A 22,690-nucleotide genomic window follows, 5' to 3' on the forward strand; every position below is an offset into this window, starting at 1 on the left:
CGGACGATCAGCGCCTGAGCTCGAAATTGATCTCGGCGCCACCGAAGTCGTCGTCACCGTTGTCGTCCTGCAGCAGGCGGCCGCTCATCTGCAGGGCACGGCTGGACGGAGCGGTTTCGAACAACGGTGGCAGCAGGTCTAGCGAGGCTTCGTCCTGGCTGGCATCGAGTTCCTCAGTCCAGTCTTCCGGCAGGCTAAGGTCCAACTCAGGTTGTTTCAGCGGCTCGACCGCCGCCTGTCGCCGCTCAGGCTTCGCCTCGGGCGACCTGGGGGCGGCAGGCGCTACTTTGATGGGTGGTGGCGCCTCGCCCCCCTCGTTGGCAGGTGGTTCGCTGCCGGTGTCTTCGTTGGCGATGTCCGGCAACTCAATGCGGATCGGCGGCGGAACCTCGTCCGGTGCGTCATCGAGACGAGGGGCGTGATCCGGCGTCGGCGCGATGGGCTCACCCAATGCAGCACCGGTTCGAGCCGGGGGCGTCGAGGGGGCGCCCGGCGCTTCTGGCGTGTTGTCGCCGTCACAGGCACCGAGAAACAGCAACGCCATCATCCACCAAAACGCCTTGACCGCCACGACTGCACCTCCCACTAATTCACTTGCCGGCAGAGCTCCTCCGCCAATGTCCCCAAAGTACTCAGTGCCCGCTCGACCTCTGCGGTCCAGGGCAGCGCGCAATTGAGCCGAATGCAGTGGTTGAACTGCTCGGTATTGCTGAAGATCAGCCCCGGGGCAATGCTGATTCCCCGCTTGAGCGCCTGTACGTGCAGCTCCTTGGTATTCACCCGGGCCGGTAGGCTCACCCAGAGGATGAAGCCGCCGGTGGGCCGCGTCATCTGCGTACCTTCCGGAAAGTAACGCTGCACCGCCAACTGAAATGCGCTGAGGTTGCTGCGGTACTCGTGCCGGATGTAACGCAGGTGCCGGTCGTAGCCGCCGTTCTCCAGATAGGCGGCAACAGCCATCTGGGTCACGCTGCAGGCCGAATGGGTGCTGAAGGTCTGCAAACGATGCACGTCCTCGCGATACCGGCCCGGCAAAATCCAGCCAATCCGCACGCCCGGTGACAGGGTCTTGGAAAAGCTTGAGCAGTAGATCACCCGGCCATCGCTGTCGTTGGACTTGAGCGCCTTGATCGAACCGGCGTCGAACATGAGCTCGCCATAGATATCGTCTTCGACAATCTGAATGTCGAAATTCGCGGCGAGCTTGAGCAATTGTTTTTGGCGAGCGTCCGGCATGCTACCGCCCAGGGGGTTACTCAGCCGCGCGGTCAGGACCAGCGCCTTGATCGGCCACTGGCTCGCCGCCAGCTGCAACGCCTCAAGGCTCAGCCCGGTGTCTGGATCACAGGGAATCTCGATGACTTTAAGCCCCAGCAGGTCGGCCAGTTGCAGCAGGCCGTAGTAGCTGGGTGATTCAGCAGCGATCAGGTCGCCCGGTTTGGTCAACACGCGCAGCGACATCTGCAGCGCGTCGACGCAACCGTGGGTGATCACCGCTTCATCCGGGCCGACCACCACGCCGGCATCGCGCATGCGGATCGCCACTTGCCGGCGCAGCGGCTCGTAACCCGGGCTGAACATGTAACTGAACGCCCGTTGGCTCTGGAACCGTGTGACCTTGGCAAGCTGCTGGTGCAACGCACGTACCGGCAGGTAGTCGACGTGTGGCACCGCCGCGCCCAGGGGTATGAGCCCATCACGTCGCGATTCACTGAGTACTTGGTTGATGATGCTGCTGCGGGTGACGAGTGTGGGCCGCTCGACCTGGGCGATGTCTGGCGTCGGCGCAGTCAGCGCCGGTGTGTGGTGCACATAGAACCCCGATTGCGGCCGCGCGCGGATCATGCCCTGGTCTTCCAGGTTCGCGTAGGCCTGCAGTACGGTGGCATGGCTGACACTGAGCTGCATGCTCATCTTGCGGACCGACGGCACCCGCTCTCCGGGCCGGTAGACACCTCGCCGAATGTCTTCGGCCAGCTGATGCGCGATGCGCTGGTAGAGCAACAGATTGGTCATTTGGCCCGTCTCCGCGAACTGGACCATAACAGTAGTACAGCCCACTATCAGCCGACCAATACAGTTATCGACTAACTCGCCGAAACAGTCCGTTACGTTTGCTTAACCGTGACACCTTCAACGCGCAGGCGCGAGCTGGCCCCCTTCATCCGAAAACAGGATCTCGACCCGCCTGTTCTGCGCCCGACCACGCGCGGACGCGTTTTCGGTTACCCGAAATTGCTCGCCGTAGCCGACCACATCCATGCGCCTGGACTCGATGCCAAGGTCGACCAGAAAGTCGGCCACCGCCTGGGCGCGGGCGCGTGACAGTTCGAGATTTTCCGTCGCGTCGCCCCGGTTATCGGTATACCCCTCGACACGGATACGTCGCCCCGGATTGAGCTGGAGAAAATGCGCGAGCTTGAGCAGGGTGCGATTGGCTGAATTGCCAAGCTCGGCGCTGGCCGGCTTGAACAGAACGTCGCCAAGCGTCATCACCAGCCCTCGGTCGGTCTCGGCGGCTGCCAGGCTGATCATTTGCTCGTCCAGCCAGCGGTCCTGCTGATGGACATCCAGCAGCCTGGCCTCCTGCAAGGTCTGGCGCAGGCGTTCCTGCTCCATCGCCAATTGCGTCGCGCGCGCCTGGTTACGCAGCAAGGCGCTGTGATAGCGGGCAATATCGCTGTAGCGCAGGCTGAGGAAGGCGTAGTGCTCGGCATCCTCAGCATTGCCGAGGTAGCTGGCGAAGCGCATGGCGCGCTCGAGCGAGTCGCCGGCGCGCGATACGTCCTTGGGCGCATCGTGCATCACCTGGGGGTCCTGGCTTACCTTTTCGTAGGCTTGGGTGGCATCGCGCAGCTGCTGATCCAGAGCGGGCGACGTGCAACCGTAGAGGCCGGCGGCAAGGAGAAAGAGCGGAGCGAGGCGGATTGAATTCACCGGAGATCTCCCAACTGTTCGCGCAATCGCGCAATACGCCGGTTCAGCTCGGCGAGCTGCAATTCGCTCTTGTCATGAAGCACCTTGGCCTCGGCGAAACGTGCATCCAGCTCGGCCTGCTCGGCCTGCAAGCGGGCGTGGCGGTAGTTACGGTCCTTCATTGCAGCGACGGCCATAGCCAGCTTGGCCTCGGCCTGCTGTAATTCAGGTGTCTGCTCGCTGGCGCCGACGGCACGCGCCTGGACGATGGCCTGCTCCGTCAGGCGAAGCTGCTCGGTCGGTGCGGGGTCACTGGCGCAGCCTTGCAGCAGCACGAGCACGCTCAGGCATAAGGATTGAATTTTCAACGGGTTCGATCCTAGCGTTGGGAATTGCTTGTTGGCGCTAGCTGCTGTTGCTTCCAGCGCTCGAGGTTATCGGCCAGTAGCTGCTCGGGAACGCCGGCGGCGCGAAGTTCGGTCATCTTCACCGCCAGCTGACCACGCAGCCATGGCGAGTTACAGGCCGAGTCATGGGACACCGCTAAATGCATACCATGGCTCAGTACTGGCGGCTGCAAGCGCTGCACATCGTCCAGCAGCCCCAGCGGGCCGGCCAGCGCCACTGCGCTATAGCGCTCGTGCAGTACGTAATCCGTTTTGCCGACGAGTAGACGCTGCATCGCTTCGGCAAGGCTGGGGGCAGTCTCAAGCTTCAGCGATTTCGACGCATAACCCTCGAATACGCTGCCCCAATGCTTGCCCGACACCCGAGTGCCCGCATGCCCGGCCAGATCCTCGCGGCTGGCGTAGAAGAAACCCGGTTCGTTTCGCACCCAGGCGGCGACCTGCAACCCGGTGATTGAGGGATGCACGAAATCCATTCGCTTCAATTCCGAGACGCTCAGGGTGGCGTCGGCAAGCAGGTCGACGCGACCACTTCTAACCTCATCCGATGCCTTGGCAGAATCACCGGTGTAGAGTAAATCCAGCTTGAGTTCGAGCGAGTCAGCGATGCGCTTCAAGAGGTCCGCATTGGCTCCCACCAAACGCTTGGGATTCTGCGGATCACGCCAGAGGAAAGGTGGGTTGTCCGCTCCGCCCGTTGCGATCAGCCGGTCGCATTTGCCGCCTGCCGCCGTGGCGGCGAGGGGCGCGGCGAGCAGCAAGGTGATCAGGGCAGTTTTCAGCCGAACGGCACAGCGCATGGATTACCTCGTGTCGGGGATTCGGACAGGCCTGGCTGCGCATCTTACCATCGGCCACGAGCCCGAGGCGCCCATGAAAAAACCCGCTACAGGAGCGGGTTTTTTAGTCAGCGACGCGCGTCAGACGAGCTCTTCGAGCGCCGGCAGGATCTCGAACAGATCACCGACCAGGCCGTAGTCGGCAACCTGGAAGATCGGTGCCTCTTCGTCCTTGTTGATCGCGACGATCACCTTGGAGTCCTTCATCCCCGCCAGGTGCTGGATGGCACCGGAGATGCCGACCGCGATGTACAGCTGCGGTGCGACGATCTTGCCGGTCTGGCCGACCTGCATGTCGTTGGGCACGAAGCCGGCATCGACTGCGGCGCGCGAGGCACCCACGGCAGCGCCCAGCTTGTCCGCCAGGGAGTACAGATGCTTGAAGTTTTCGCCGTTCTGCATGCCGCGACCGCCAGAAACGACGATCTTGGCTGCGGTCAGCTCGGGACGGTCGGACTTGGCCAACTCTTCACCGACGAAGGCGGACACACCTGCATCACCGGAACCGGAAACCTGCTCGACGCTTGCCGAGCCGCCCTCGGCATTGACCGGGTCGAAACCGGTGCTGCGCACGGTAATGACCTTGATCGGGGCGCTGGACTGCACGGTAGCAATGGCGTTGCCCGCGTAGATAGGCCGTTTGAAGGTGTCGGCGCTTTCGACGGCGATGATCTCGGAGATCTGGTCGACATCGAGCTGGGCAGCCACGCGCGGCATGAAATTCTTGCCATTGGTGGTGGCCGCAGCCAGGACGTGGCTGTAACTGCTGGCGAGACCAGCAATCAGCGGAGCGACGTTTTCCGGCAGTTGGTTGGCGTAGGCGGCATCGTCGGCAACCAGCACCTTCGAGACACCGTCGATCTTCGCGGCAGCTTCGCCGATAGCGGCGCAACCAGCGCCTGCCACCAGCACATGAATATCGCCACCGATCGCTTTGGCGGCAGCAACGGTATTCAGGGTCGCAGCGGCCAGGACGGCATTGTTGTGTTCAGCGATAACCAGGATAGTCATTTAGATTACCTTCGCCTCGTTCTTCAGTTTCTCGACCAGTTCAGCCACGGACTTGACTTTGATACCGGCGCTACGCGCAGCGGGTGCCTCGACCTTCAGCGTCTTGACGGTCGAGGTGACGGTCACGCCCAGCGCGTCCGGCGTGAGAACCTCCAGAGGCTTCTTCTTGGCTTTCATGATGTTCGGCAGCGATGCGTAGCGCGGCTCGTTCAGACGCAGGTCGGTCGTCACGATGGCCGGTAGGTTCAGGGCTACGGTCTGCGCGCCGCCGTCGATCTCGCGCTCGACCTTGACCTTGTCGCCTTCCACCTCGACCTTCGAGGCAAAAGTGCCCTGGGCAAAACCAGTGAGGGCGCCAAGCATCTGGCCGGTCTGGTTGTTGTCGCTGTCGATGGCCTGCTTGCCGAGGATGACCAGTTGAGGCTGCTCCTTGTTGACCACTGCCTTGAGCAGCTTGGCCACAGCCAGGGAGCTCAGGTCTTCCGTCGATTCAACAAGCACACCGCGATCGGCGCCCAGCGCCAAAGCCGTACGCAGCTGCTCCTGTGCGGCAGTCGGGCCGATGGACACCACAACGATCTCGCTGGCGACGCCCTTCTCTTTCAGGCGAACGGCCTCTTCCACGGCGATCTCACAGAAGGGGTTCATCGACATCTTGACGTTGGCGAGGTCGACGCCGGAGTTGTCCGCCTTGACACGAACCTTGACGTTGTAATCGACCACTCGTTTGACAGCTACAAGAATCTTCATGGATTCCTCTACTCTCCGGTGAATAGGAATGTCGCCGAGGCGAATCGAGCCACTGCTCGAAGAACCGGGCGTCAATGCAACCGCGGAACCCGTTCGGCGCGCGCAAAACTGCCCGTATCTTGACCGCTGGTCACGGCTGGGGTCAACAACGCATATACCCCGCTATAACCGGCAGATTCGCGATTCTAACAGCCTTGCAGAAAATTCAAACAAACGTTTGTATTGGACCCGTTTCGGCACATCTATATAATGCGGCAGCTCGGCCTGGTCAGGGAAAACGATCCAGCCCTTACGATCACACAAAAAATCAAAGCCTTGAGTAGGAGATAGCCAATGGAACGCGAATACATGGAATTCGACGTAGTCATCGTCGGCGCCGGCCCCGCGGGCCTGTCCGCTGCCTGCCGACTGAAGCAAAGGGCTGCAGACGCTGGCAAGGAGATCAGTGTCTGTGTCGTCGAGAAAGGTTCCGAAGTCGGCGCCCATATTCTGTCCGGTGCGGTATTCGAGCCCCGTGCGCTCAATGAGCTCTTTCCGAACTGGAAGGAGCTTGAGGCCCCGCTGAATACCCCCGTCACGCGCGACGACATCTACCTGCTCAAGAGCGCCGAAACCTCACGCAAACTGCCCAACGCATTGGTACCCAAAACCATGCACAACGAGGGCAACTACATCATTTCGCTGGGTAACTTGTGCCGCTGGTTGGCTCAGCAGGCCGAAAACCTCGGTGTCGAAATCTATCCCGGCTTCGCTGCGCAGGAAGCGCTGATCGACGAGCAAGGCGTGGTGCGCGGCATCATAACCGGTGACCTGGGCGTGGACCGCGAGGGCAATCCGAAGGAAGGCATGTATACGCCCGGCATGGAGCTGCGTGCCAAGTACACGCTGTTCGCCGAAGGTTGCCGTGGGCATATCGGCAAGCAACTGATCAGCCGCTACCAGCTGAACGCCAACGTCGATCCGCAGCACTACGGGATCGGTATCAAGGAACTGTGGGACATCGACCCCGCCAAGCACGAGCCGGGCCTGGTGGTTCATACCGCTGGCTGGCCGCTGGATGATGACAACACCGGCGGTTCGTTCCTCTATCACCTGGAGAACAATCAGGTGGTGGTCGGTCTGATCGTCGATTTGTCCTACAGCAACCCGTTCCTCTCGCCGTTCGACGAATTCCAGCGCTACAAGCATCATCCAGTCATCAAGCAGTACCTCGAAGGTGGCAAGCGTGTGTCTTACGGCGCGCGGGCCATAGCCAAGGGCGGCATCAACTCGTTGCCGAAAATGGTCTTCAACGGCGGCGCCCTGATCGGCTGCGACGCCGGTACCCTGAACTTTGCCAAGATCAAGGGCAGCCACACCGCGATGAAGTCCGGCATGTTGGCGGCCGAAGCTGCGGCCGACGCGCTGTTCGCCGGACGCGAGGGTGGCGACGAGCTGACGGGCTACGAGGAAGGCTTCAAGGCGAGCTGGCTGTACGAGGAGCTCTACAAGAGTCGTAACTTTGGCGCGGCGATCCATAAGTGGGGAGCGGTCAAGGGCGGCGCGTTCAACTTCGTCGACCAGAACATCTTTGGCGGCAAGATCCCGTTCACCCTGCACGACACCAAACCGGACTATGCGTGCATGAAGCTCGCCGCGCAGTCGAAGCGAATCGACTATCCGAAGCCGGATGGCAAGCTCAGCTTCGACAAACTCAGCTCCGTCTTCCTGTCCAACACGAACCACGAGGAAGAACAGCCCGTTCACCTCAAGCTCACCGACCCGTCGATCCCGATCGAGAAGAACCTGCCGCTGTATGACGAGCCCGCCCAGCGTTACTGCCCCGCTGGCGTCTATGAGGTGGTAGACAACGACGACGGCAGCAAGCGTTTCCAAATCAACGCGCAGAACTGCGTCCACTGCAAGACGTGCGACATCAAGGACCCGTCCCAGAACATCACCTGGGTCGCACCGGAAGGCACGGGTGGGCCTAACTACCCCAACATGTAAGCAAGCAAAAAAGGCTCCCTCGGGAGCCTTTTTCATGTACCGGCGAAGGCCGCGTACAACCGCCGCTATTCAGCCCGGCCGATTGGAAAGAACACCCCACCGCTCCACACGCCTAGCCAGTTCTCACCGTCGACTACCCCGGGTATCGCCAGCTCCACGAGCTCGTAAAACACGTTGCGATGAACCAGAGCCTTGAGATTTGCACGCACATGGACGTAGGGCGCGGGCTCCTGTGTCTGCGGATCGATGACGACACGTAACGCATGCTCGGCGCCCACTTCCACCTCGTCGTCGACGTTGGTGGTAAAGCGCAAGCGCTGCGTTTCGCCCTCTCCCTCAACCGCCAATCGCACCGCTACGAAAGGGGCGTCATCGACTTGTATGCCGACTTTTTCCACCGGCGTGACGAGAAAGTAGCGATCGCCATCGCGGCGAATCACGGTTGAGAACAATCGCACCATGGCGGGCCGGCCAATTGGCGTGCCCATGTAATACCAGCTGCCGTCTCGCGCGATGCGCATGTCCAGATCCCCGCAGAACGGTGGATTCCACAGATGCACCGGTGGCAGCTCCTTCTTCTCTTGTTTTGGGATCTGCCCCAGCAGATCCGCAGCCTTGCCCGCATCGTTCATGTTTGTTCCTATCGGCTGAGGCCAATCAGGCTGCGGGCATAGTCCCTTAGAGGCGGGCCCAGCAAGACCTGTGGCGTCGCATCATAGATATTGAGCAGCCCGCCACGGCTGCGTATCCGTGCCGTATCGACCAGATAGCGGCTGCCCGTCTCGATGAGCATCAGTTGAATCACGCTGGTATCGACACCGAGCCGGTCGAGCGCACGCTGATCGTTCAACTCATCGAAACTGCCGATTCGATCGTCGGCCGTGGCAAATCGCGTGTACAGCAAGTAATGGGCACCTGAGGCCACTGCCTGGTTCAACGCCTCATCCAGACCGACCGGGTCTGGCGCACGGCGAACCATGGGAAAGTACTCGACGAAGCCCTTGAACGCTTCCTCCGCCACGACGTTCGGCCGTGGATAGCCGTTCCCCGGGGGCACGAAGTGGCCTTGGGCGATATAGATGGAGGAGTCGGCCTGTAACCGCCAGGACGCCGAGCGCTGTGTATGGCTGTGATCGAGAATGCCGGCATCGCGGAGCTGGTCGCGCGTGCCCTCGGCCATATCGCTAACCTTCATGCAGCCTCCAAGGACCAAGAAGGCAGCGAGTAAGGTAATCATCTTCATCCGAATGCTCCTGCGGCTGACGGAAAACTGGCGGCTCCTCGACCAATGCAGCAACCACGCCAGCTCTGCACTGCCCGGTTAATGATTGACCGTAAACGCCAGCATTGCCGAAAGCTGGCAGAGCGGGCGGCCGCTTTCGCCATGCCAGCGGTTGAAGACCTCTTGGACCAGCGCCTGGTCGCGCTGGCTGCTGGGTACACGATCCACCACCTGCTGAGCCTTCAGTGCCGCGACGACGTCATTGCTGGGAATGAATGTGTCCTTGCCTGCCATGCGCAGCAGACGAGGGGCGGACAGCCCGCCAAGCTGGCAACCATGCTTGGCCAGGTAGCGCCACAGGCCGACGATATCGTTGATTGGCCAACCAGCCAGGAAATTACCGAAACTGCCATGGCTCGCGGCGACGTCTAGGACGAACTGCGCGTTGCGTGGCACGCTCTTGAGCTTGCCTAGATGCCGGATAATGCGCGCATCCTGCATTAGCCGCTCGATGTGCTCGCCGCCCATCAGCACCAATTTTTCCGGATCGAAGCGAAAGAACACCTCCTCGAAGGCAGGCCATTTCGCGTCGACCAGGCTGTGCTTCAAACCAGCCCGGAATATTCGCAGGCTGATCAGTGAGAGGTAGCGATCATCCGAGACGGCACGCAGCTCATCCGCAGTGCTCGGCTGCGGCAATCGAGCCTCCAGCGCGGCGGCAGAGCCGAATCGATTGAGGCAGTACTCGTGCAGCCATTTGTAATCACGCATGCGGTATCCAAGGCTCAATTCAGATCGCGGCACAGGTTGCCCGCCTCGGATCGAGCCCGCAAGCCCACCGCCCATTGAACAGGCCTAGCCACGCAGCCGGTCGGCCGCATCGAGCAGCGTCCGCTCGGTCAACGCCCAACCCAGGCAACCATCGGTGATGGAGACGCCGTAGCGAAGCGCAGTGCCGAGGGCCTGGCAGCCGTCGAACAGATGACTTTCCAACATCACGCCTCGCAGGCTGTCGTCTCCCGTCAGGCGCTGCTCGAGCACTGCCTTGAGCACCTCGGGCTGTCGCAGCGGGTCCTTGCCGCTGTTGGCATGGCTGCAATCGACCAGGATGCGCGGCTCGATACCCTGCCGCTGCAGCGCCGACCGCGCTTCGGCAACGCTGGCGGCGTCATGGTTGGGCCCGGCATGCCCTCCCCGCAAGACCAGATGGGTATCGGGATTACCGCAGGTGCTCACCACGGCCGGGTGACCCAAGTCATCGATACCGAAATGGCTGTGCGGATGGGCGGCGGAGCGCATGGCGTCACAGGCGATACCCAGGCTGCCATCCGTACCATTCTTGAAGCCGACCGGCATGCCCAGGCCACTTACCAGCTCACGATGAATCTGCGACTCGCTGGTGCGCGCACCGATTGCAGCCCAGGCCAACAGGTCGTCTAGATAACCTGCGACCAAGGGCTGCAGCAATTCAGTCGCGACCGGCAGGCCTCGCTCGATAATGGCCAGCATCAGACGCCGCGCTACGCTGAGCCCTTCTGCTATGTCATCACTGCCGTTCAGGTGCGGGTCGTATGCCAGGCCTTTCCAGCCCACAGTCGTCCGTGGCTTTTCGACATAGGCCCGCATGACCAGCAGTAGCTGGTCCGCAACCTGCGGAGCCAGCCCGGCGAGACGATCAGCGTATTCCAGCGCAGCCTTGGGGTCGTGCAGCGAACAGGGGCCGACGACAACCAGCAACCTCGAGTCGCGGCCATCAAGCACCGCGCGAATGGCGTCACGGTCTGCGGCGATACGTTGAGCAAGCGCGTCCGAAAGCGGCAATCGCTGGCGCAACAAGGCGGGGCTGGGCAACGGCTGGGCGCTACGACGGGCAGCGGGCGCGAGGGTGGAAACGGGGGTGGAAATGAGTTGAGCAGTGGCGGATGCAGTCATGATCTGGCAGTTCCCTGCCGGCGCGGCCCATGCCGCGGCGGCGCTATCGGATTGTTCGTTCTGGAGGTATGGAGGCAGCAGTCAGGCCGCTAAATCGCCAGTCGTAGCGGTCGTTGCGGTAAGCGTTGCGGTAGCTGTTCATCTGTGGTTCCTCGCGCTGTGGCCAACGTTGGGCCGAAAAAAACAAAACCCCCGGTCGGGTTGCCGACCGGGGGTTTTTTCAAACGTCTCTGGTGGCGACCCTGGTTATCAGGCCGCCTGTGGGGTATCAGGCGCGCCTATGGCTAAACCAATACCCAAAGAAGTAATACGCCGAAGCCAGCAATGGCTGCACAACAGCCCGCGCGGCGCTAGCGGCACCGGCATTGAGCGAGAACAGCACATTGAGGTCGAGCGGCATGGGAAAACTCCAAAACGATTGCTGAACCTTACTTCAGCACTTCGCGGCCTGGCAAGCGGGGCGTCGAGGCGCCTGGCCGCGGCCGGCGCTTACAGGCTCATCACATCAAGGAAGCGCGGTGTCGCCGCGTCATCGATGCGCAGGCTCCTGAAATCGAACAGGTTACGGTCGGCCAGTTGCGATGGCACGACGTTTTGCAGTGCGCGGAACATGATCTCCACACGGCCCGGCGACTTGCGCTCCCACTCCTGCAGCATCTCCTTGACGACCTGGCGCTGCAGATTCTCCTGCGAGCCACACAGATTGCACGGGATGATCGGGAAAGCCTTCATCTGGGAGTAGGCCTCGATATCCGCTTCGCTGCAGTACGCCAGCGGTCGGATCACCACGTTGCGGCCATCATCGGAAAGCAGCTTGGGCGGCATCGCCTTGAGCGTGCCGCCGTAGAACATATTAAGGAAGAAGGTTTCCAGGATGTCGTCGCGGTGATGACCGAGCGCCATCTTGGTCGCGCCGATCTCGTCGGCGAAGGTGTACAGCGTGCCCCGTCGCAGGCGGGAACACAGCGAGCAAGTGGTCTTCCCTTCAGGGATTTTCTGCTTGACGACCGAGTACGTGTCCTTTTCAACGATGTGATATTCGACCCCGATGGAGGCCAGGTATTCGGGCAGCACGTGCTCCGGAAAACCAGGCTGTTTCTGGTCCATGTTGACGGCGACGATCTCGAATTTGATTGGCGCAACCTTCTGCAGATAGAGCAGCACGTCGAGCATGGTGTAGCTGTCCTTGCCACCAGACAGGCAGACCATCACCTTGTCGCCATCCTCGATCATGTTGAAATCGGTGACCGCCTCGCCGGCGAGACGGCGCAGACGCTTCTGCAATTTGTTCTGATTGACCGAGAGATTGCCCATTTCAGGTGTCCGGGTGAGATGCGAAAGGCGCGCATTTTACGCGCAAAAATGGTCCCTGCCCTACCCCATCCATCCAGCGTTCCGATACTGGCGCTGTGCTAGGCTTGCCGCATGAACGACGACCTCGAACTCGAGCAGGACCTAGCCGAACAGATCCTTCTGCTGCTGCGTGAACAGCCCGACGGTTGCAGCGAATACGAGTTGATCCAGCAGCTCAAGGCCCGGCACAGCACGCATATTCCGCACCTGCCGCTGATCGACAAGCTGGTGCTGTTTCGCACGCATTTTCTTGTCTTCAACGCGCTGTACCGCTTACGCGATCAGCTTTGGGGCGAGTGCAGCCATCACCTGCAGATTTCCCCTCTCTGCGTTCAGCTACAGATCTACGTACCAGGGACCAGCGGTATCGCTGCCCAGGATCCGCTTCGCGATTACTACCTGGACATGACCAACCTGCGCGATACAGACGAGGCGGAGGTCGAACGTCTGTTGGCCAGCTTCTGGTCGCGCATGCGGGGGGACCATATCGACCGCAGCGGCGACTGGGACCCGGAACAGAAGCGCGCCGCGCTGGAGCTGTTCGAACTGGACAGCGAGCCGCGGCTGGACATGGCGGCCATCAAGCGACGCTACCGGCAGCTGGTAAGTATTCACCACCCGGACCGCGGCGGCAGCACGACGCGCATTCAGTCCATCAACCTGGCAATGGAAATACTGCAACGGCATTACCGCTAGCGGCATAGCTTCCAAACGCTCTAACCAGCTCGATACGGCGTCACGCTGCATTCCTATACTGCGACTTAAGGTCGCACGCCCGTCCAACTGACGGAACGCCAGGCGGAGCGGCCCTCCAAAACAGAGGAGACGCTGGCATGATCAATCATGTTTGGGGACTGTTCGCCCACCCCGGTCAGGAGTGGCAGGAAATTACCGGCGAGGAGCGCGAAGTCGGCAAGCTTCATCTCGGTGAAGTAGCGGTGCTGGCTGCCATCCCGGCCATCTCGGCGTTCATCGGGACCACCCAGGTGGGTTGGAGCATTAATGGCGGCGAAGCGGTAAAGCTCACCGAGAGCAGCGCCTTGCTACTGACGGCGCTTTCTTACCTGGCAATGCTTGCGGGTGTGGCGGTTATGGGCGGGTTCATCCACTGGATGTCGCGTACCTATGATGCGAACCCGACCCTAGTGCAATGCATCGTGTTTGCGGCCTACACCGCGACGCCACTGTTCGTGGGCGGCCTGGCTGCGCTCTATCCGCATATCTGGCTGGGCATGATCGTCGGCACTGCGGCCATCTGCTATACCGCCTACCTGCTCTATGTCGGCTTACCGACGTTCATGAACATCCCATCCGACGAAGGTTTCCTGTTTTCAAGCTCAGTGCTCGCAGTCGGGCTCGTGGTGCTGGTCGCCATCATTGCCCTGTCGGTGGTCATGTGGGGCATGGGCATCGGCCCGATCTACGTTCGGTAAAGCCAACCCATGCGGCTGACCTGGGCATGTGCCCGGTTGGCCGCATCGCTTCGCCTGCCCCCCTCGCCCTGGAAGACTCGTCATGGTTTTGGAATCCCTGCCGGCCTTGAGCGTCTAAACCGCAACAGCGACGCTCAAGCCCAGGCATCAGGAGGCTCCATGACCCCAGAATTCATCAGCTTGTTTACCCGCCCGGACCGTGCGTGGGAATCGATTCGCCAGAAGGAAGACGCCAACAGCCTGCACTACCTGATGCACCTTCTGGTGTTAGCGCTGATCCCTGCGGTGTGCCTGTTCATCGGCGTGACCGTTGTCGGCTGGAGCCTGGTCGAAGACGAGCGCGTGCGGCTCGATACCGGCAGCGCCTTCCAGCTTTGCCTGCTGCTGTACCTGACGATTCTCATCGGCACGCTGGTAATGGGCCTGTTCGTTCGGTGGATGGCGAAAGCGTTTGAGGTACGGCCGAGCGTCAACCAGTGCATCGGCTTCGTTGCCTATGTAATCACACCGTTCCTGCTGGCCGGCGTTACCGGCTTGTATCCAAATCGATGGTTCGCAGCGATTGTGTTGTTGATAGCGGCTGTCTATTCGACGTACTTGCTGTTCACCGGCTTGCCGGCGTTCATGCGCCAGCGCAACTCGCAAAGCTTTCTCTACGCCAGTTCAATCTGGGGTGTCGCGCTTTTGGTGCTTGTCACGGTAATGGTCAGCATGATCCTGTTCTGGCATCTGCGGCTGGAGCCTACCTACGAGCGCAACACCGTGGAAAACCAGGGCTATACCACTGAAGAGCGGCCCCAAGAGGAGCCCGGCGGTCTCTGAACGGTTGCCCACGGCAGCCATTTGGGCATAATCCCGGGCCTTCTTCGGAGGCCAAGATGCCCGACCAGCTTCATGCACGCGTCGAGGCCTGCTACCTGCAGGCCGAGGCGTTCTTCAACCGACGCTTCGAGCGTCCGCAGGTGAGCCTCAAGCTAAGAGGCCAAAAGGCTGGAGTCGCGCACCTCGACCAGAACCTGCTGCGCTTCAACTCGGTGCTTTATCAGCAGAACCGCGAGCATTTCCTCAGGCAGACGGTCGCCCATGAGGTTGCCCATCTGGTCGCGCACCAGATGTTCGGCGGGCGCATCCGCCCGCACGGCGAGGAATGGCAGCTGATCATGCGCGGTGTGTACGAGCTGACGCCGGATCGCTGCCATACCTACGAAATTGCTCGTCGCCCGGTTAATCGTTTCATCTACCGGTGCCGCTGCGAGGGTCAGGATTTCTCCTTCACAGCCCAGCGCCATGCTTTGGTCAGCAGGGGCCGGCGCTATTTCTGCCGGCGCTGCCGGGCGACACTTGTGTTCAGTGGCGAGCAGCGATTGGAGTGATATCGACCCGGCTAAAGTCCCCGCGCACGCCAACCGGCCACCACAAAGAGCACCGCCAGGACCCCGGTCAACGGCAGCCAGCCGCTGTGCTCCCAAACGTACCCGCCGGCGTAGCCAATCACGCTCGACCCTAGATAGTAAGCACACAGATAGAGCGCCGACGCCTGGGCCTTGGCGCCCGCCGCATGCTTGCCGACCTGCCCGCTGGCGACCGCATGCGCGGCGAAGAACCCTAGCGTGAACAGTGCCAGGCCGGGAATGATCGCCACCAGCCAGGATGTCGAACACATCGCGACGCCAACGAGCATCAATGCCACCCCGCCTTGCAGCACCGCACGAGCACCGAAGCGCGGTACCAAACGCCCCGCCCAGCCGGCACTGAAGATCCCAGCCAGGTAGACGACGAACAACAAGCCGATCACCGTGGACGACAAACCGAACGGCTCTGCGGCCAGACGGAAGCCGATGTAGTTGAACAGCGCCACGAAACCACCCATCAGCAGGAAGCCTTGCATGAACAGGTTTCTCAGCACCGGATTGCGCATATGCCGGGCGAAGTTGTCGAGCAAGCCGGGAAGCGAAAGCGCCTGCGCGGTGAAATGGCGTGACGGGGGCAGCAACCAGATGAACAAGCCGAGCGCTGCCAACCCAAGCGCTGCGATGCCGCCAAGCGCCAGTTGCCATCCGCCGAGATCGCTCAGCAGGCCCGATAACAGGCGCCCTAGCAGCCCGCCCAACGCGGTACCGCCGATATACAGCCCCATGGCCGCAGGCAGGGACTCGGGGTCGAACTCCTCACCGACGTAGGCCATTGCCAACGCCGGCAGTCCGCTGAGCGCCAAGCCCAGCGATGCCCGCAGTATCAGCAACGCATGCCAGGAATCGACCCAGACACAGGCCAGGCCCAGCAGGCAGGCCGTGGCGAGTGCACCCACCATCACCGGCTTACGCCCCCAGCTCTCGGCCAGCGCACCCGAGAGCAACAGGCACACCGCCAGCGATAACGTAGTCAGCGAGAGCGCAAGGCTGCTGGTCGCTGCCGACACCCTGAAGTGTTCAGCCAGAAGCGGCAGCAGCGGTTGCACGCAATACAGCATGGCGAAGGTGGCAAAGCCAGCACAAAACAGCGCCAGCGTGGCCCGGCGATAGCCGGATGTGCCGCGTTTGAGGTGCGCGGCGGATGCGGATTCAAGGGGCATGTTGGCAGTCGAGCAGCGAGCATGAAGCGAAGGGGTTCGAAGCCTATCACGCGCAAAACACAGCCGTGGACCGGGCTGGCGCGCCTGCCGCTCATCCGAAACGCTTGGTGTAGGCGGGTTCGCTTGCGCTGGATCAAGAAAAGTGGAATTAACAGCAATAACCTTATGCTTTGTGGACGAATGGCTTTGAAAGGCCGATTCCCTTTACCTAGACTCCTGCCATGACAGTCGCAGTGACAAAGGTGAACGCAGTGGCCACTCAGTCCGACCCAGCCCCCGCTGGAAAAGCCCAGGAAACCAAGCTTTTCATCTTTCTACTGGTGTTTCTATTTCCTCTCTTGAGCGTCGTGACCGTTGCCGGTTACGGCTTCATCGTCTGGATCAGCCAGCTGGTCGTCTTCGGTCCCCCCGGCCCTCCTAGCTGACGAATCGACCGCTCTCCCCCGTTCACTAAAGCACGCTGCCGCCTATGAATAACGTTTTGCATATCGCGAGCCTGCTCGTCCATTGCCGCCCAGAACTGATCGACGCGGTGAAGGGCAACCTGAGCCTGCTCCCCGATATCGAACTGCACCAAACGAGCCCGGCCGGAAAGATCGTGGTCGTCATCGAAGCTGAACATGAACGCCGCATCCTCGAAACCATCGACCGAATCCAACAGATACCCGGCGTGCTGAACGCCGCCCTGATCTATCACGAACTCCTCACACACGAAGGAGAGTCTGAATGAGCCTCACCCGTCGTCAATTCGCCAAAGCCAACGCGGCGGCCATCGCTGCCTCAGTAGCAGGCCTGCCGATCGCCACCAGCGCGTCCAACCTGGTTACCGATCCCGAGGCCGCCCAACTCAAGTGGCACAAGGCACCCTGCCGCTTCTGCGGTACCGGCTGCGGCGTCATGGTCGCCACCTCCGGTGACCGCGTCGTCGCGACTCACGGCGACGTGAAGGCCGAGGTCAATCGCGGCATTAACTGCGTCAAGGGCTACTTTCTGTCGAAGATCATGTACGGCACCGACCGGCTGACCCAGCCATTGCTGCGCATGAAAGATGGCAAATACGACAAGCAGGGCGAGTTCCAGCCAGTGAGCTGGGAGCAAGCCTTCGATGTGATGGAAGAGAAGTACAAGACGGCACTGAAGGAAAGTGGTCCGAGCGCGGTGGGCATGTTCGGCTCGGGCCAGTGGACCGTCTGGGAAGGCTACGCCGCGAACAAGCTGATGAAGGCGGGCTTCCGCTCCAACAACCTCGACCCGAATGCGCGCCACTGCATGGCTTCGGCCGCGGTCGGCTTCATGCGTACCTTTGGCATGGACGAGCCGATGGGTTGCTATGACGACATCGAGGCGGCCGACGCATTTGTGCTCTGGGGCTCGAACATGGCGGAAATGCACCCGGTGCTCTGGACGCGCGTGACCGACCGGCGCCTGAGCGCGCCACATGTGAAGGTCGCGGTGATGTCAACCTTCGAACATCGCAGCTTCGACCTCGCCGACATCCCGATGGTGTTCAATCCGCAGACGGACCTGGTGATCCTCAACTACATCGCCAACCACATCATCAAGAGCGGCGCGGTCAATGAGGAATTCATCAAGAACCACACCCGCTTCGCCAAGGGTGCGACCAACATCGGCTACGGGCTGCGCCCGACCGACCCGCGGGAACTCAAGGCCGAAAACGCCGCCGTCGCCGGTAGCTGGACCGACATCAACTTCGAGGACTATGCCGAATTCCTCAAGCCCTACACCCTCGAGCACGCCGCGCATGAATCCGGCGTTCCTGCTGAACGCCTCAAAGCGCTGGCCGAGCTATACGCGGATCCGAAAGTAAAGGTGATGTCGTTCTGGACCATGGGATTCAACCAGCACACCCGTGGGGTCTGGGCGAACAACATGATCTACAACATTCACCTGCTTACCGGGAAGATCAGCGAGCCGGGCAACAGCCCCTTCTCGCTCACCGGACAGCCATCGGCCTGCGGCACCGCGCGCGAGGTCGGCACGTTCTCGCACCGCTTGCCTGCGGACATGGTGGTCACCAACCCAAAGCATCGCGCCGTCACCGAAAAAATCTGGAAATTGCCTGAAGGCACCATCCAGGAAAAACCCGGCTTCCATGCCGTCCAGCAGAGCCGGGAGCTCAAGGACGGTGGCCTCAAGGTGTACTGGACCCAGGCCACCAACAACATGCAGGCTGGCCCCAACATCATGCAGGAAGTGCTGCCGGGCTGGCGCAACCCCGAAACATTCGTCGTCGTCTCGGACGTCTACCCGACCGTCTCGGCCCAGGCCGCGGACCTCATCCTGCCTGCGGCGATGTGGGTGGAAAAGGAAGGCGCCTATGGCAATGCCGAGCGCCGCACGCACTTCTGGCATCAGCTCGTCAGCGCGCCCGGCGAAGCACGCTCCGACCTTTGGCAGCTGATGGAGTTTTCCAAGCGTTTCACGACCGACGAGGTGTGGCCAGCCGATTTGCTTGCCAAAGCGCCGGACCTCAAGGGCAAGACGCTGTTTGACGTGCTGTTCAAGAATGGCCAGGTCGACCGCTTCCCCAGCTCCGATATCGAAGAGGGCTACCGCAACCACGAAGCCGAGCACTTCGGCTTCTACGTGCAGAAGGGATTATTCGAAGAGTACGCCGAGTTTGGGCGTGGTCATGGTCACGACCTCGGGCCATTCGATCTCTACCATAAGGAGCGCGGCCTGCGCTGGCCGGTGGTCGACGGCAAGGAAACCCGCTGGCGTTACCGCGAGGGCTACGACACCTATGTAGAGAAAGGGGCCGGTGTTCAGTTCTACGGTTACCCCGATAACAAGGCGATCATTTTTGCCCTGCCCTACGAAGTCCCGGCCGAGATTCCCGACGAGGAATACCCGTTCTGGCTAAGCACTGGTCGTGTCCTCGAGCATTGGCACACCGGCAGCATGACTCAGCGGGTCGACGAGCTGCATCGTGCGGTGCCAGACGCCCTGGTGTACATGCACCCAGACGACGCCCGTGACCTGAAGGCCCGCCGCGGCAGCGTGGTGAAGGTCATCAGCCGGCGCGGTGAAATGCAGGCCCGTATCGAAACGCGCGGGCGCAACAAACCGCCAAAGGGGCTGATCTTCGTGCCCTTCTTCGATGCCAACAAACTGATCAACAAGGTCACCCTCGACGCCACCGACCCGATCTCGAAGCAGACCGATTACAAGAAGTGTGCCGTGAAAATCGAAGTGGTCAGCATCGCCTGAGGAGAGTCACCATGAAAGTCCGCCTACTGCCTTTGACGCTCCTCGCGGTGATCGGCCTCGCCGTGGCCGCAGAGCCAAACTACCCGCTCGACGCCCCCGCTCCGGACGGCCGCCGCCCGGGCGGGACCATTACGCAGGAGTTCACGCCCCCGCCGCTAAAGGACGAGGAGAACAAAGACCTGCGCCGCGAGCGCAACTATCCGGAGCAGCCGCCCACCATCCCGCATACCATTCGCGGCTACCAGGTCGACGCCAACGGCAACCGCTGCCTGGCCTGCCACAGTCGCGCCAACAGCGCGCGCACCCAGGCCCCGATGATCAGCATCACCCATTTCACCGATCGCGACAGCCAGACGCTTGGGACCGTCGCGCCCCGGCGTTACTTCTGCACGCAGTGTCATGTGGTGCAACACGACGTCAAACCGCTGGTGCAGAACGACTTCGAGAACATCGACGAGCTGCTGTATCGCGAAACCGAACAGGCCGAAGAGTAAGGGGCGCCGGATGAAGTCGATACTGTCGTTTCTCAAGCGGTACTGGACGGTCTTACGCCGCCCTAGCGTGCATTACAGCCTGGGCGTACTGACGCTGGGCGGGTTCATCGCCGGGATCGTCTTCTGGGGCGGCTTCAACACCGCGCTGGAGGCGACCAACACCGAGACCTTCTGTATTTCCTGCCACGAGATGGAAAACAACGTGTACATGGAGATCAAGGACACCATCCACTACACCAATCGCTCCGGTGTGCGTGCGACGTGCCCCGACTGCCACGTGCCGCACGAATGGACAGATAAGATCGCGCGCAAGATGCAAGCCTCCAAGGAGGTCTGGGGCAAGATCTTCGGCACCATCAATACTCGCGAGAAATTCCTCGGTATGCGCCGCGAGATGGCCGAGCGAGAGTGGCGCCGGCTGAAGGCGAACGACTCGCTGGAGTGCCGCAACTGCCACAACTTCGATTACATGGACTTCACCAAGCAATCGCCGCGGGCCGCACAATTCCACTCGACGGCGCTGGCGAAAGGCGAAGCCACTTGCATCGATTGCCACAAGGGGATCGCTCACCGTTTGCCGGATATGCACGGCGTGCCCGGCTGGTGACCCACCCCGTCCCGACGACCACCGGCGAACTACGGTGGTGGTCGGGACGTTTCAATCCGCCCTTCACCCCCCTCTCTGAACCACGCCCTTGCGCTCGAGTCGAACTACGGCTATCCAGTCTGCCTGACCGACAAACCTCGAGAACAAGGAGTCCTACCATGCGCATTTGCCTGCTTGGCGCACTGATGGCCGCGAGCGCGCTGGCCCACGCTGAAATCCAAACCCAGGAAATCCCCTACACCGCCGCCGACGGCACCAAGCTGGTGGGCTACTACGCCTATGACGATGCCGTCGAAGGCAAGCGCCCCGGGGTCGTGGTGGTTCACGAATGGTGGGGCCTCAACGATTACGCAAAGCGCCGCGCACGCGATCTCGCCGAGCTGGGCTACAGCGCGCTGGCTGTCGATATGTATGGCGAAGGCAAGAATACCGAGCACCCGAAGGACGCCATGAGCTTCATGCAAGCTGCGCTGAAAGATGCCGATGCCGCCAAGGCGCGCTTCAATGCCGGCATGGACCTACTCAAGCAGCAGCAACAGACCGACGCTGACAAGCTCGCCGCCGTCGGCTACTGCTTTGGCGGCAAGGTCGTGCTGGACATGGCGCGCCAGGGCGTCCCGCTGGACGGCGTGGTGAGTTTTCATGGTGCGCTCGCGACCCAGACCCGCGCCGTGCCAGGCAGCGTCAAGGCCCGCGTGCTGGTCGAGCACGGCAGCGCCGACAGCATGGTCAGCAGCGACGACGTAGCGGCGCTCAGTGCCGAGATGGTCAAGGCCGGGGCGGATTTCCAGCTCGTCAACCTGCCCGGCGCCAAGCATGGCTTCACCAACCCCGACGCCGACCGCTTCCAGGAAAAAGGCGTCGACGTCGCCTATGACAAGGCAGCCGACGAGCAATCCTGGAGCGACATGCAGCGCTTCCTCGAAAAAACCTTCGCCGAGGGCAACTGACCGGCTGCCTCCACCGAACCTGAAGCATCCGCACACCGATAGCGAATGCTTCAGGCATCGAGACGGCCCGCCCGAGGCGGCCCGCCGTGCTAGCATGGCCGCCCTGCAAACTGCCCTATCCGCGAGTCATGGCCGAACACGATTTCCGCTACAACCTCCTGAATCCCGCCCATACGCTGACCGAATGCCGCGCGCTCGCTCCCGGGCGCTACCAGGTCACCGGCAACGGCGGCAATGTCCGCATCGGTGACACCCTGATCGTGACCCTCAAGGGCAGCCGCGATCTGTTTCAACGGCTCACGGTCGAGAAAGTTCGTCACCTCATCAACCCGCCTGGACAGTGGACGGCAGTCGCCAGCGGGCCGGTGTTCCGCGAACTTGAAATCCTCAATTGGAAAGTCAGCTGCGACGGCTGCGGCAAGCAGCTCGACTTCGAGTTTGCAGTCGATGCAGCGAAAGGCGAGCCGGCACGCGCGCCCGCCGCCGAGGCGCGAATCACCGAACTGGGCTGGCGCAACGATGCAGGGCGCCACCTGTGTCCTGCCTGCGGAGGTACCCAGCCATGAGGACGTCCCTGCTTATTGCCGTGGCCGGCGCTGCGCTGGCCGGGTGCGCCGTCGAGCCGTTGTCACTCGAGCGTGAGGTGACGTACATCGTCGAATGGGTTGGCGAAGAACCAGTGGTTGGGCGCAACCCCATCTCCATTACCTTCAGCGATGACCGCGCCTACGGCAACGCAGGCTGCAACCACTGGTTTGCTGGTTATCAGCTCGAAGGCCAGCAATTGCACTTCGACAGCATCGGCAGTACCCGTAAGGCCTGTGCCGAGCACCTCATGCGGCAGGAGCGGCACTTCCTAGAACGGCTCTCGCAGGTCGAACGCTGGGACGTATCCAACATCGACCAGCTGCGCCTTTGGCCTGTCGATGGCGCCGCGATCCGTGCTTGGCCCGAGCAGAACTGATCTGCGCCAAACCTGAGCAA

Annotated in this window: 27 protein-coding genes; 13 read left to right on the forward strand and 14 right to left on the reverse strand. The window is 61.6% G+C overall.

Features of this window, described 5'->3' with window-relative positions; genetic code table 11:
* Positions 1-7: 7 nt before the first annotated feature.
* The 7 genes from M1D78_RS13485 to M1D78_RS13515 all read right to left on the reverse strand — a co-directional run bounded on the left by M1D78_RS13485 (position 8) and on the right by M1D78_RS13515 (position 5,923).
* Positions 8-586 (reverse strand): hypothetical protein, encoded by a 579-nt coding sequence (locus M1D78_RS13485; protein ID WP_437420512.1) that lies wholly within the window; start codon positions 584-586, stop codon positions 8-10.
* A complete protein-coding gene (locus M1D78_RS13490; protein WP_437420513.1) occupies positions 586-2,016 on the reverse strand; it encodes an aminotransferase-like domain-containing protein in 1,431 nt (476 codons plus the stop codon). The genes M1D78_RS13485 and M1D78_RS13490 overlap by 1 nt, the downstream gene beginning before the upstream one ends.
* A 117-nt stretch (positions 2,017-2,133) precedes the next feature.
* Positions 2,134-2,937: an OmpA family protein gene (locus M1D78_RS13495; RefSeq protein ID WP_437420514.1), complete on the reverse strand. Its 804-nt coding sequence runs from the start codon at positions 2,935-2,937 to the stop codon at positions 2,134-2,136.
* Positions 2,934-3,284, reverse strand: coding sequence for a DUF4398 domain-containing protein (locus M1D78_RS13500; protein WP_437420515.1), 351 nt, complete (start codon positions 3,282-3,284; stop codon positions 2,934-2,936). The genes M1D78_RS13495 and M1D78_RS13500 overlap by 4 nt, the downstream gene beginning before the upstream one ends.
* An 11-nt stretch (positions 3,285-3,295) precedes the next feature.
* Positions 3,296-4,123, reverse strand: a complete 828-nt coding sequence (locus M1D78_RS13505) for a substrate-binding periplasmic protein (protein WP_437420516.1) — start codon at positions 4,121-4,123, stop codon at positions 3,296-3,298.
* A 120-nt stretch (positions 4,124-4,243) separates the two neighbouring features.
* Entirely contained in the window at positions 4,244-5,173 is a 930-nt protein-coding gene (locus tag M1D78_RS13510) for an electron transfer flavoprotein subunit alpha/FixB family protein (protein WP_437420517.1), read from the reverse strand.
* Positions 5,174-5,923: an electron transfer flavoprotein subunit beta/FixA family protein gene (locus tag M1D78_RS13515; RefSeq protein WP_437420518.1), complete on the reverse strand. Its 750-nt coding sequence runs from the start codon at positions 5,921-5,923 to the stop codon at positions 5,174-5,176.
* Between the two features lie 333 nt (positions 5,924-6,256).
* On the opposite strand from M1D78_RS13515, the gene M1D78_RS13520 reads away from it, so the two are divergent.
* Entirely contained in the window at positions 6,257-7,912 is a 1,656-nt protein-coding gene (locus tag M1D78_RS13520) for an electron transfer flavoprotein-ubiquinone oxidoreductase (RefSeq protein WP_437420519.1), read from the forward strand.
* 65 nt (positions 7,913-7,977) lie between these two features.
* Here the strand turns inward: M1D78_RS13520 and M1D78_RS13525 are convergent, their stop codons facing one another.
* From M1D78_RS13525 to ttcA, 6 genes are all read right to left on the reverse strand, one after another.
* Complete coding sequence (locus M1D78_RS13525) at positions 7,978-8,544, reverse strand: DUF1285 domain-containing protein (protein ID WP_437420520.1); 567 nt, start codon at positions 8,542-8,544, stop codon at positions 7,978-7,980.
* 8 nt (positions 8,545-8,552) lie between these two features.
* Entirely contained in the window at positions 8,553-9,155 is a 603-nt protein-coding gene (locus tag M1D78_RS13530) for a DUF4823 domain-containing protein (protein ID WP_437420521.1), read from the reverse strand.
* A 78-nt stretch (positions 9,156-9,233) separates the two neighbouring features.
* Positions 9,234-9,905 (reverse strand): DNA-3-methyladenine glycosylase I, encoded by a 672-nt coding sequence (locus M1D78_RS13535; protein ID WP_437420522.1) that lies wholly within the window; start codon positions 9,903-9,905, stop codon positions 9,234-9,236.
* A gap of 84 nt (positions 9,906-9,989) precedes the next feature.
* Positions 9,990-11,066: a 3-deoxy-7-phosphoheptulonate synthase gene (locus M1D78_RS13540; RefSeq protein WP_437420523.1), complete on the reverse strand. Its 1,077-nt coding sequence runs from the start codon at positions 11,064-11,066 to the stop codon at positions 9,990-9,992.
* 268 nt (positions 11,067-11,334) lie between these two features.
* On the reverse strand, positions 11,335-11,466 hold the full coding sequence (locus M1D78_RS13545) for a hypothetical protein (protein ID WP_437420524.1): 132 nt from the start codon (positions 11,464-11,466) through the stop codon (positions 11,335-11,337).
* Positions 11,467-11,555: 89 nt separating this feature from the next.
* Entirely contained in the window at positions 11,556-12,380 is an 825-nt protein-coding gene (gene ttcA, locus M1D78_RS13550) for a tRNA 2-thiocytidine(32) synthetase TtcA (protein ID WP_437420525.1), read from the reverse strand.
* A gap of 111 nt (positions 12,381-12,491) precedes the next feature.
* Here ttcA and M1D78_RS13555 point away from each other — a divergent pair, with 111 nt between their 5' ends.
* From M1D78_RS13555 to M1D78_RS13570, 4 genes are all read left to right on the forward strand, one after another.
* Entirely contained in the window at positions 12,492-13,115 is a 624-nt protein-coding gene (locus M1D78_RS13555; RefSeq protein WP_437420526.1) for a DNA-J related domain-containing protein, read from the forward strand.
* Between the two features lie 137 nt (positions 13,116-13,252).
* Positions 13,253-13,852 carry a Yip1 family protein gene (locus M1D78_RS13560; protein ID WP_437420527.1) on the forward strand — a complete coding sequence of 200 codons (600 nt, stop codon included), beginning with the start codon at positions 13,253-13,255 and terminating at the stop codon, positions 13,850-13,852.
* A 159-nt stretch (positions 13,853-14,011) separates the two neighbouring features.
* Complete coding sequence (locus tag M1D78_RS13565; protein WP_437420528.1) at positions 14,012-14,674, forward strand: Yip1 family protein; 663 nt, start codon at positions 14,012-14,014, stop codon at positions 14,672-14,674.
* 56 nt (positions 14,675-14,730) lie between these two features.
* The gene (locus tag M1D78_RS13570) at positions 14,731-15,225 is read left to right on the forward strand and encodes a SprT family zinc-dependent metalloprotease (protein ID WP_437420529.1); all 495 of its coding nucleotides are present in this window, start codon (positions 14,731-14,733) and stop codon (positions 15,223-15,225) included.
* Positions 15,226-15,236: 11 nt separating this feature from the next.
* Here M1D78_RS13570 and M1D78_RS13575 read toward each other — a convergent pair whose 3' ends face one another.
* A complete protein-coding gene (locus tag M1D78_RS13575) occupies positions 15,237-16,424 on the reverse strand; it encodes an MFS transporter (RefSeq protein WP_437420530.1) in 1,188 nt (395 codons plus the stop codon).
* 221 nt (positions 16,425-16,645) lie between these two features.
* On the opposite strand from M1D78_RS13575, the gene M1D78_RS13580 reads away from it, so the two are divergent.
* The 8 genes from M1D78_RS13580 to M1D78_RS13615 all read left to right on the forward strand — a co-directional run bounded on the left by M1D78_RS13580 (position 16,646) and on the right by M1D78_RS13615 (position 22,670).
* Entirely contained in the window at positions 16,646-16,849 is a 204-nt protein-coding gene (locus tag M1D78_RS13580; protein ID WP_437420531.1) for a nitrate reductase, read from the forward strand.
* Positions 16,850-16,893: 44 nt separating this feature from the next.
* A complete protein-coding gene (locus M1D78_RS13585; RefSeq protein WP_437420532.1) occupies positions 16,894-17,154 on the forward strand; it encodes a chaperone NapD in 261 nt (86 codons plus the stop codon).
* The gene (napA, locus tag M1D78_RS13590; protein ID WP_437420533.1) at positions 17,151-19,655 is read left to right on the forward strand and encodes a nitrate reductase catalytic subunit NapA; all 2,505 of its coding nucleotides are present in this window, start codon (positions 17,151-17,153) and stop codon (positions 19,653-19,655) included. The genes M1D78_RS13585 and napA overlap by 4 nt, the downstream gene beginning before the upstream one ends.
* Positions 19,656-19,666: 11 nt before the next feature.
* Positions 19,667-20,149 (forward strand): nitrate reductase cytochrome c-type subunit, encoded by a 483-nt coding sequence (locus tag M1D78_RS13595; protein WP_437420534.1) that lies wholly within the window; start codon positions 19,667-19,669, stop codon positions 20,147-20,149.
* A gap of 10 nt (positions 20,150-20,159) precedes the next feature.
* The gene (locus M1D78_RS13600) at positions 20,160-20,756 is read left to right on the forward strand and encodes a cytochrome c3 family protein (RefSeq protein WP_437420535.1); all 597 of its coding nucleotides are present in this window, start codon (positions 20,160-20,162) and stop codon (positions 20,754-20,756) included.
* A 158-nt stretch (positions 20,757-20,914) separates the two neighbouring features.
* Positions 20,915-21,706, forward strand: coding sequence for a dienelactone hydrolase family protein (locus tag M1D78_RS13605; protein ID WP_437420536.1), 792 nt, complete (start codon positions 20,915-20,917; stop codon positions 21,704-21,706).
* A gap of 128 nt (positions 21,707-21,834) precedes the next feature.
* Positions 21,835-22,272, forward strand: a complete 438-nt coding sequence (locus M1D78_RS13610) for a hypothetical protein (RefSeq protein WP_437421315.1) — start codon at positions 21,835-21,837, stop codon at positions 22,270-22,272.
* Positions 22,269-22,670 (forward strand): META domain-containing protein, encoded by a 402-nt coding sequence (locus M1D78_RS13615; protein ID WP_437420537.1) that lies wholly within the window; start codon positions 22,269-22,271, stop codon positions 22,668-22,670. Before M1D78_RS13610 ends, M1D78_RS13615 begins: the two co-directional genes overlap by 4 nt.
* The last annotated feature ends 20 nt before the right edge of the window (positions 22,671-22,690 follow it).

The sequence above is a fragment of the Pseudomonas sp. SA195 genome, assembly GCF_054131565.1.

Coding starts and splice junctions, on each gene's coding strand:
- M1D78_RS13565 (WP_437420528.1), top strand. CDS start 14,012: ATGACCCCAGAATTCATCAGCTTGTTTACCCGCCCGGACCGTGCGTGG.
- M1D78_RS13535 (WP_437420522.1), bottom strand. CDS start 9,905: ATGCGTGATTACAAATGGCTGCACGAGTACTGCCTCAATCGATTCGGC.
- M1D78_RS13610 (WP_437421315.1), top strand. CDS start 21,835: ATGGCCGAACACGATTTCCGCTACAACCTCCTGAATCCCGCCCATACG.
- M1D78_RS13490 (WP_437420513.1), bottom strand. CDS start 2,016: ATGACCAATCTGTTGCTCTACCAGCGCATCGCGCATCAGCTGGCCGAA.
- M1D78_RS13530 (WP_437420521.1), bottom strand. CDS start 9,155: ATGAAGATGATTACCTTACTCGCTGCCTTCTTGGTCCTTGGAGGCTGC.
- M1D78_RS13615 (WP_437420537.1), top strand. CDS start 22,269: ATGAGGACGTCCCTGCTTATTGCCGTGGCCGGCGCTGCGCTGGCCGGG.
- M1D78_RS13595 (WP_437420534.1), top strand. CDS start 19,667: ATGAAAGTCCGCCTACTGCCTTTGACGCTCCTCGCGGTGATCGGCCTC.
- M1D78_RS13540 (WP_437420523.1), bottom strand. CDS start 11,066: ATGACTGCATCCGCCACTGCTCAACTCATTTCCACCCCCGTTTCCACC.
- M1D78_RS13600 (WP_437420535.1), top strand. CDS start 20,160: ATGAAGTCGATACTGTCGTTTCTCAAGCGGTACTGGACGGTCTTACGC.
- M1D78_RS13510 (WP_437420517.1), bottom strand. CDS start 5,173: ATGACTATCCTGGTTATCGCTGAACACAACAATGCCGTCCTGGCCGCT.
- M1D78_RS13605 (WP_437420536.1), top strand. CDS start 20,915: ATGCGCATTTGCCTGCTTGGCGCACTGATGGCCGCGAGCGCGCTGGCC.
- M1D78_RS13580 (WP_437420531.1), top strand. CDS start 16,646: ATGACAGTCGCAGTGACAAAGGTGAACGCAGTGGCCACTCAGTCCGAC.
- M1D78_RS13585 (WP_437420532.1), top strand. CDS start 16,894: ATGAATAACGTTTTGCATATCGCGAGCCTGCTCGTCCATTGCCGCCCA.
- M1D78_RS13545 (WP_437420524.1), bottom strand. CDS start 11,466: ATGCCGCTCGACCTCAATGTGCTGTTCTCGCTCAATGCCGGTGCCGCT.
- M1D78_RS13525 (WP_437420520.1), bottom strand. CDS start 8,544: ATGAACGATGCGGGCAAGGCTGCGGATCTGCTGGGGCAGATCCCAAAA.
- M1D78_RS13515 (WP_437420518.1), bottom strand. CDS start 5,923: ATGAAGATTCTTGTAGCTGTCAAACGAGTGGTCGATTACAACGTCAAG.
- M1D78_RS13575 (WP_437420530.1), bottom strand. CDS start 16,424: ATGCCCCTTGAATCCGCATCCGCCGCGCACCTCAAACGCGGCACATCC.
- M1D78_RS13520 (WP_437420519.1), top strand. CDS start 6,257: ATGGAACGCGAATACATGGAATTCGACGTAGTCATCGTCGGCGCCGGC.
- M1D78_RS13505 (WP_437420516.1), bottom strand. CDS start 4,123: ATGCGCTGTGCCGTTCGGCTGAAAACTGCCCTGATCACCTTGCTGCTC.
- M1D78_RS13560 (WP_437420527.1), top strand. CDS start 13,253: ATGATCAATCATGTTTGGGGACTGTTCGCCCACCCCGGTCAGGAGTGG.
- M1D78_RS13555 (WP_437420526.1), top strand. CDS start 12,492: ATGAACGACGACCTCGAACTCGAGCAGGACCTAGCCGAACAGATCCTT.
- ttcA (WP_437420525.1), bottom strand. CDS start 12,380: ATGGGCAATCTCTCGGTCAATCAGAACAAATTGCAGAAGCGTCTGCGC.
- napA (WP_437420533.1), top strand. CDS start 17,151: ATGAGCCTCACCCGTCGTCAATTCGCCAAAGCCAACGCGGCGGCCATC.
- M1D78_RS13570 (WP_437420529.1), top strand. CDS start 14,731: ATGCCCGACCAGCTTCATGCACGCGTCGAGGCCTGCTACCTGCAGGCC.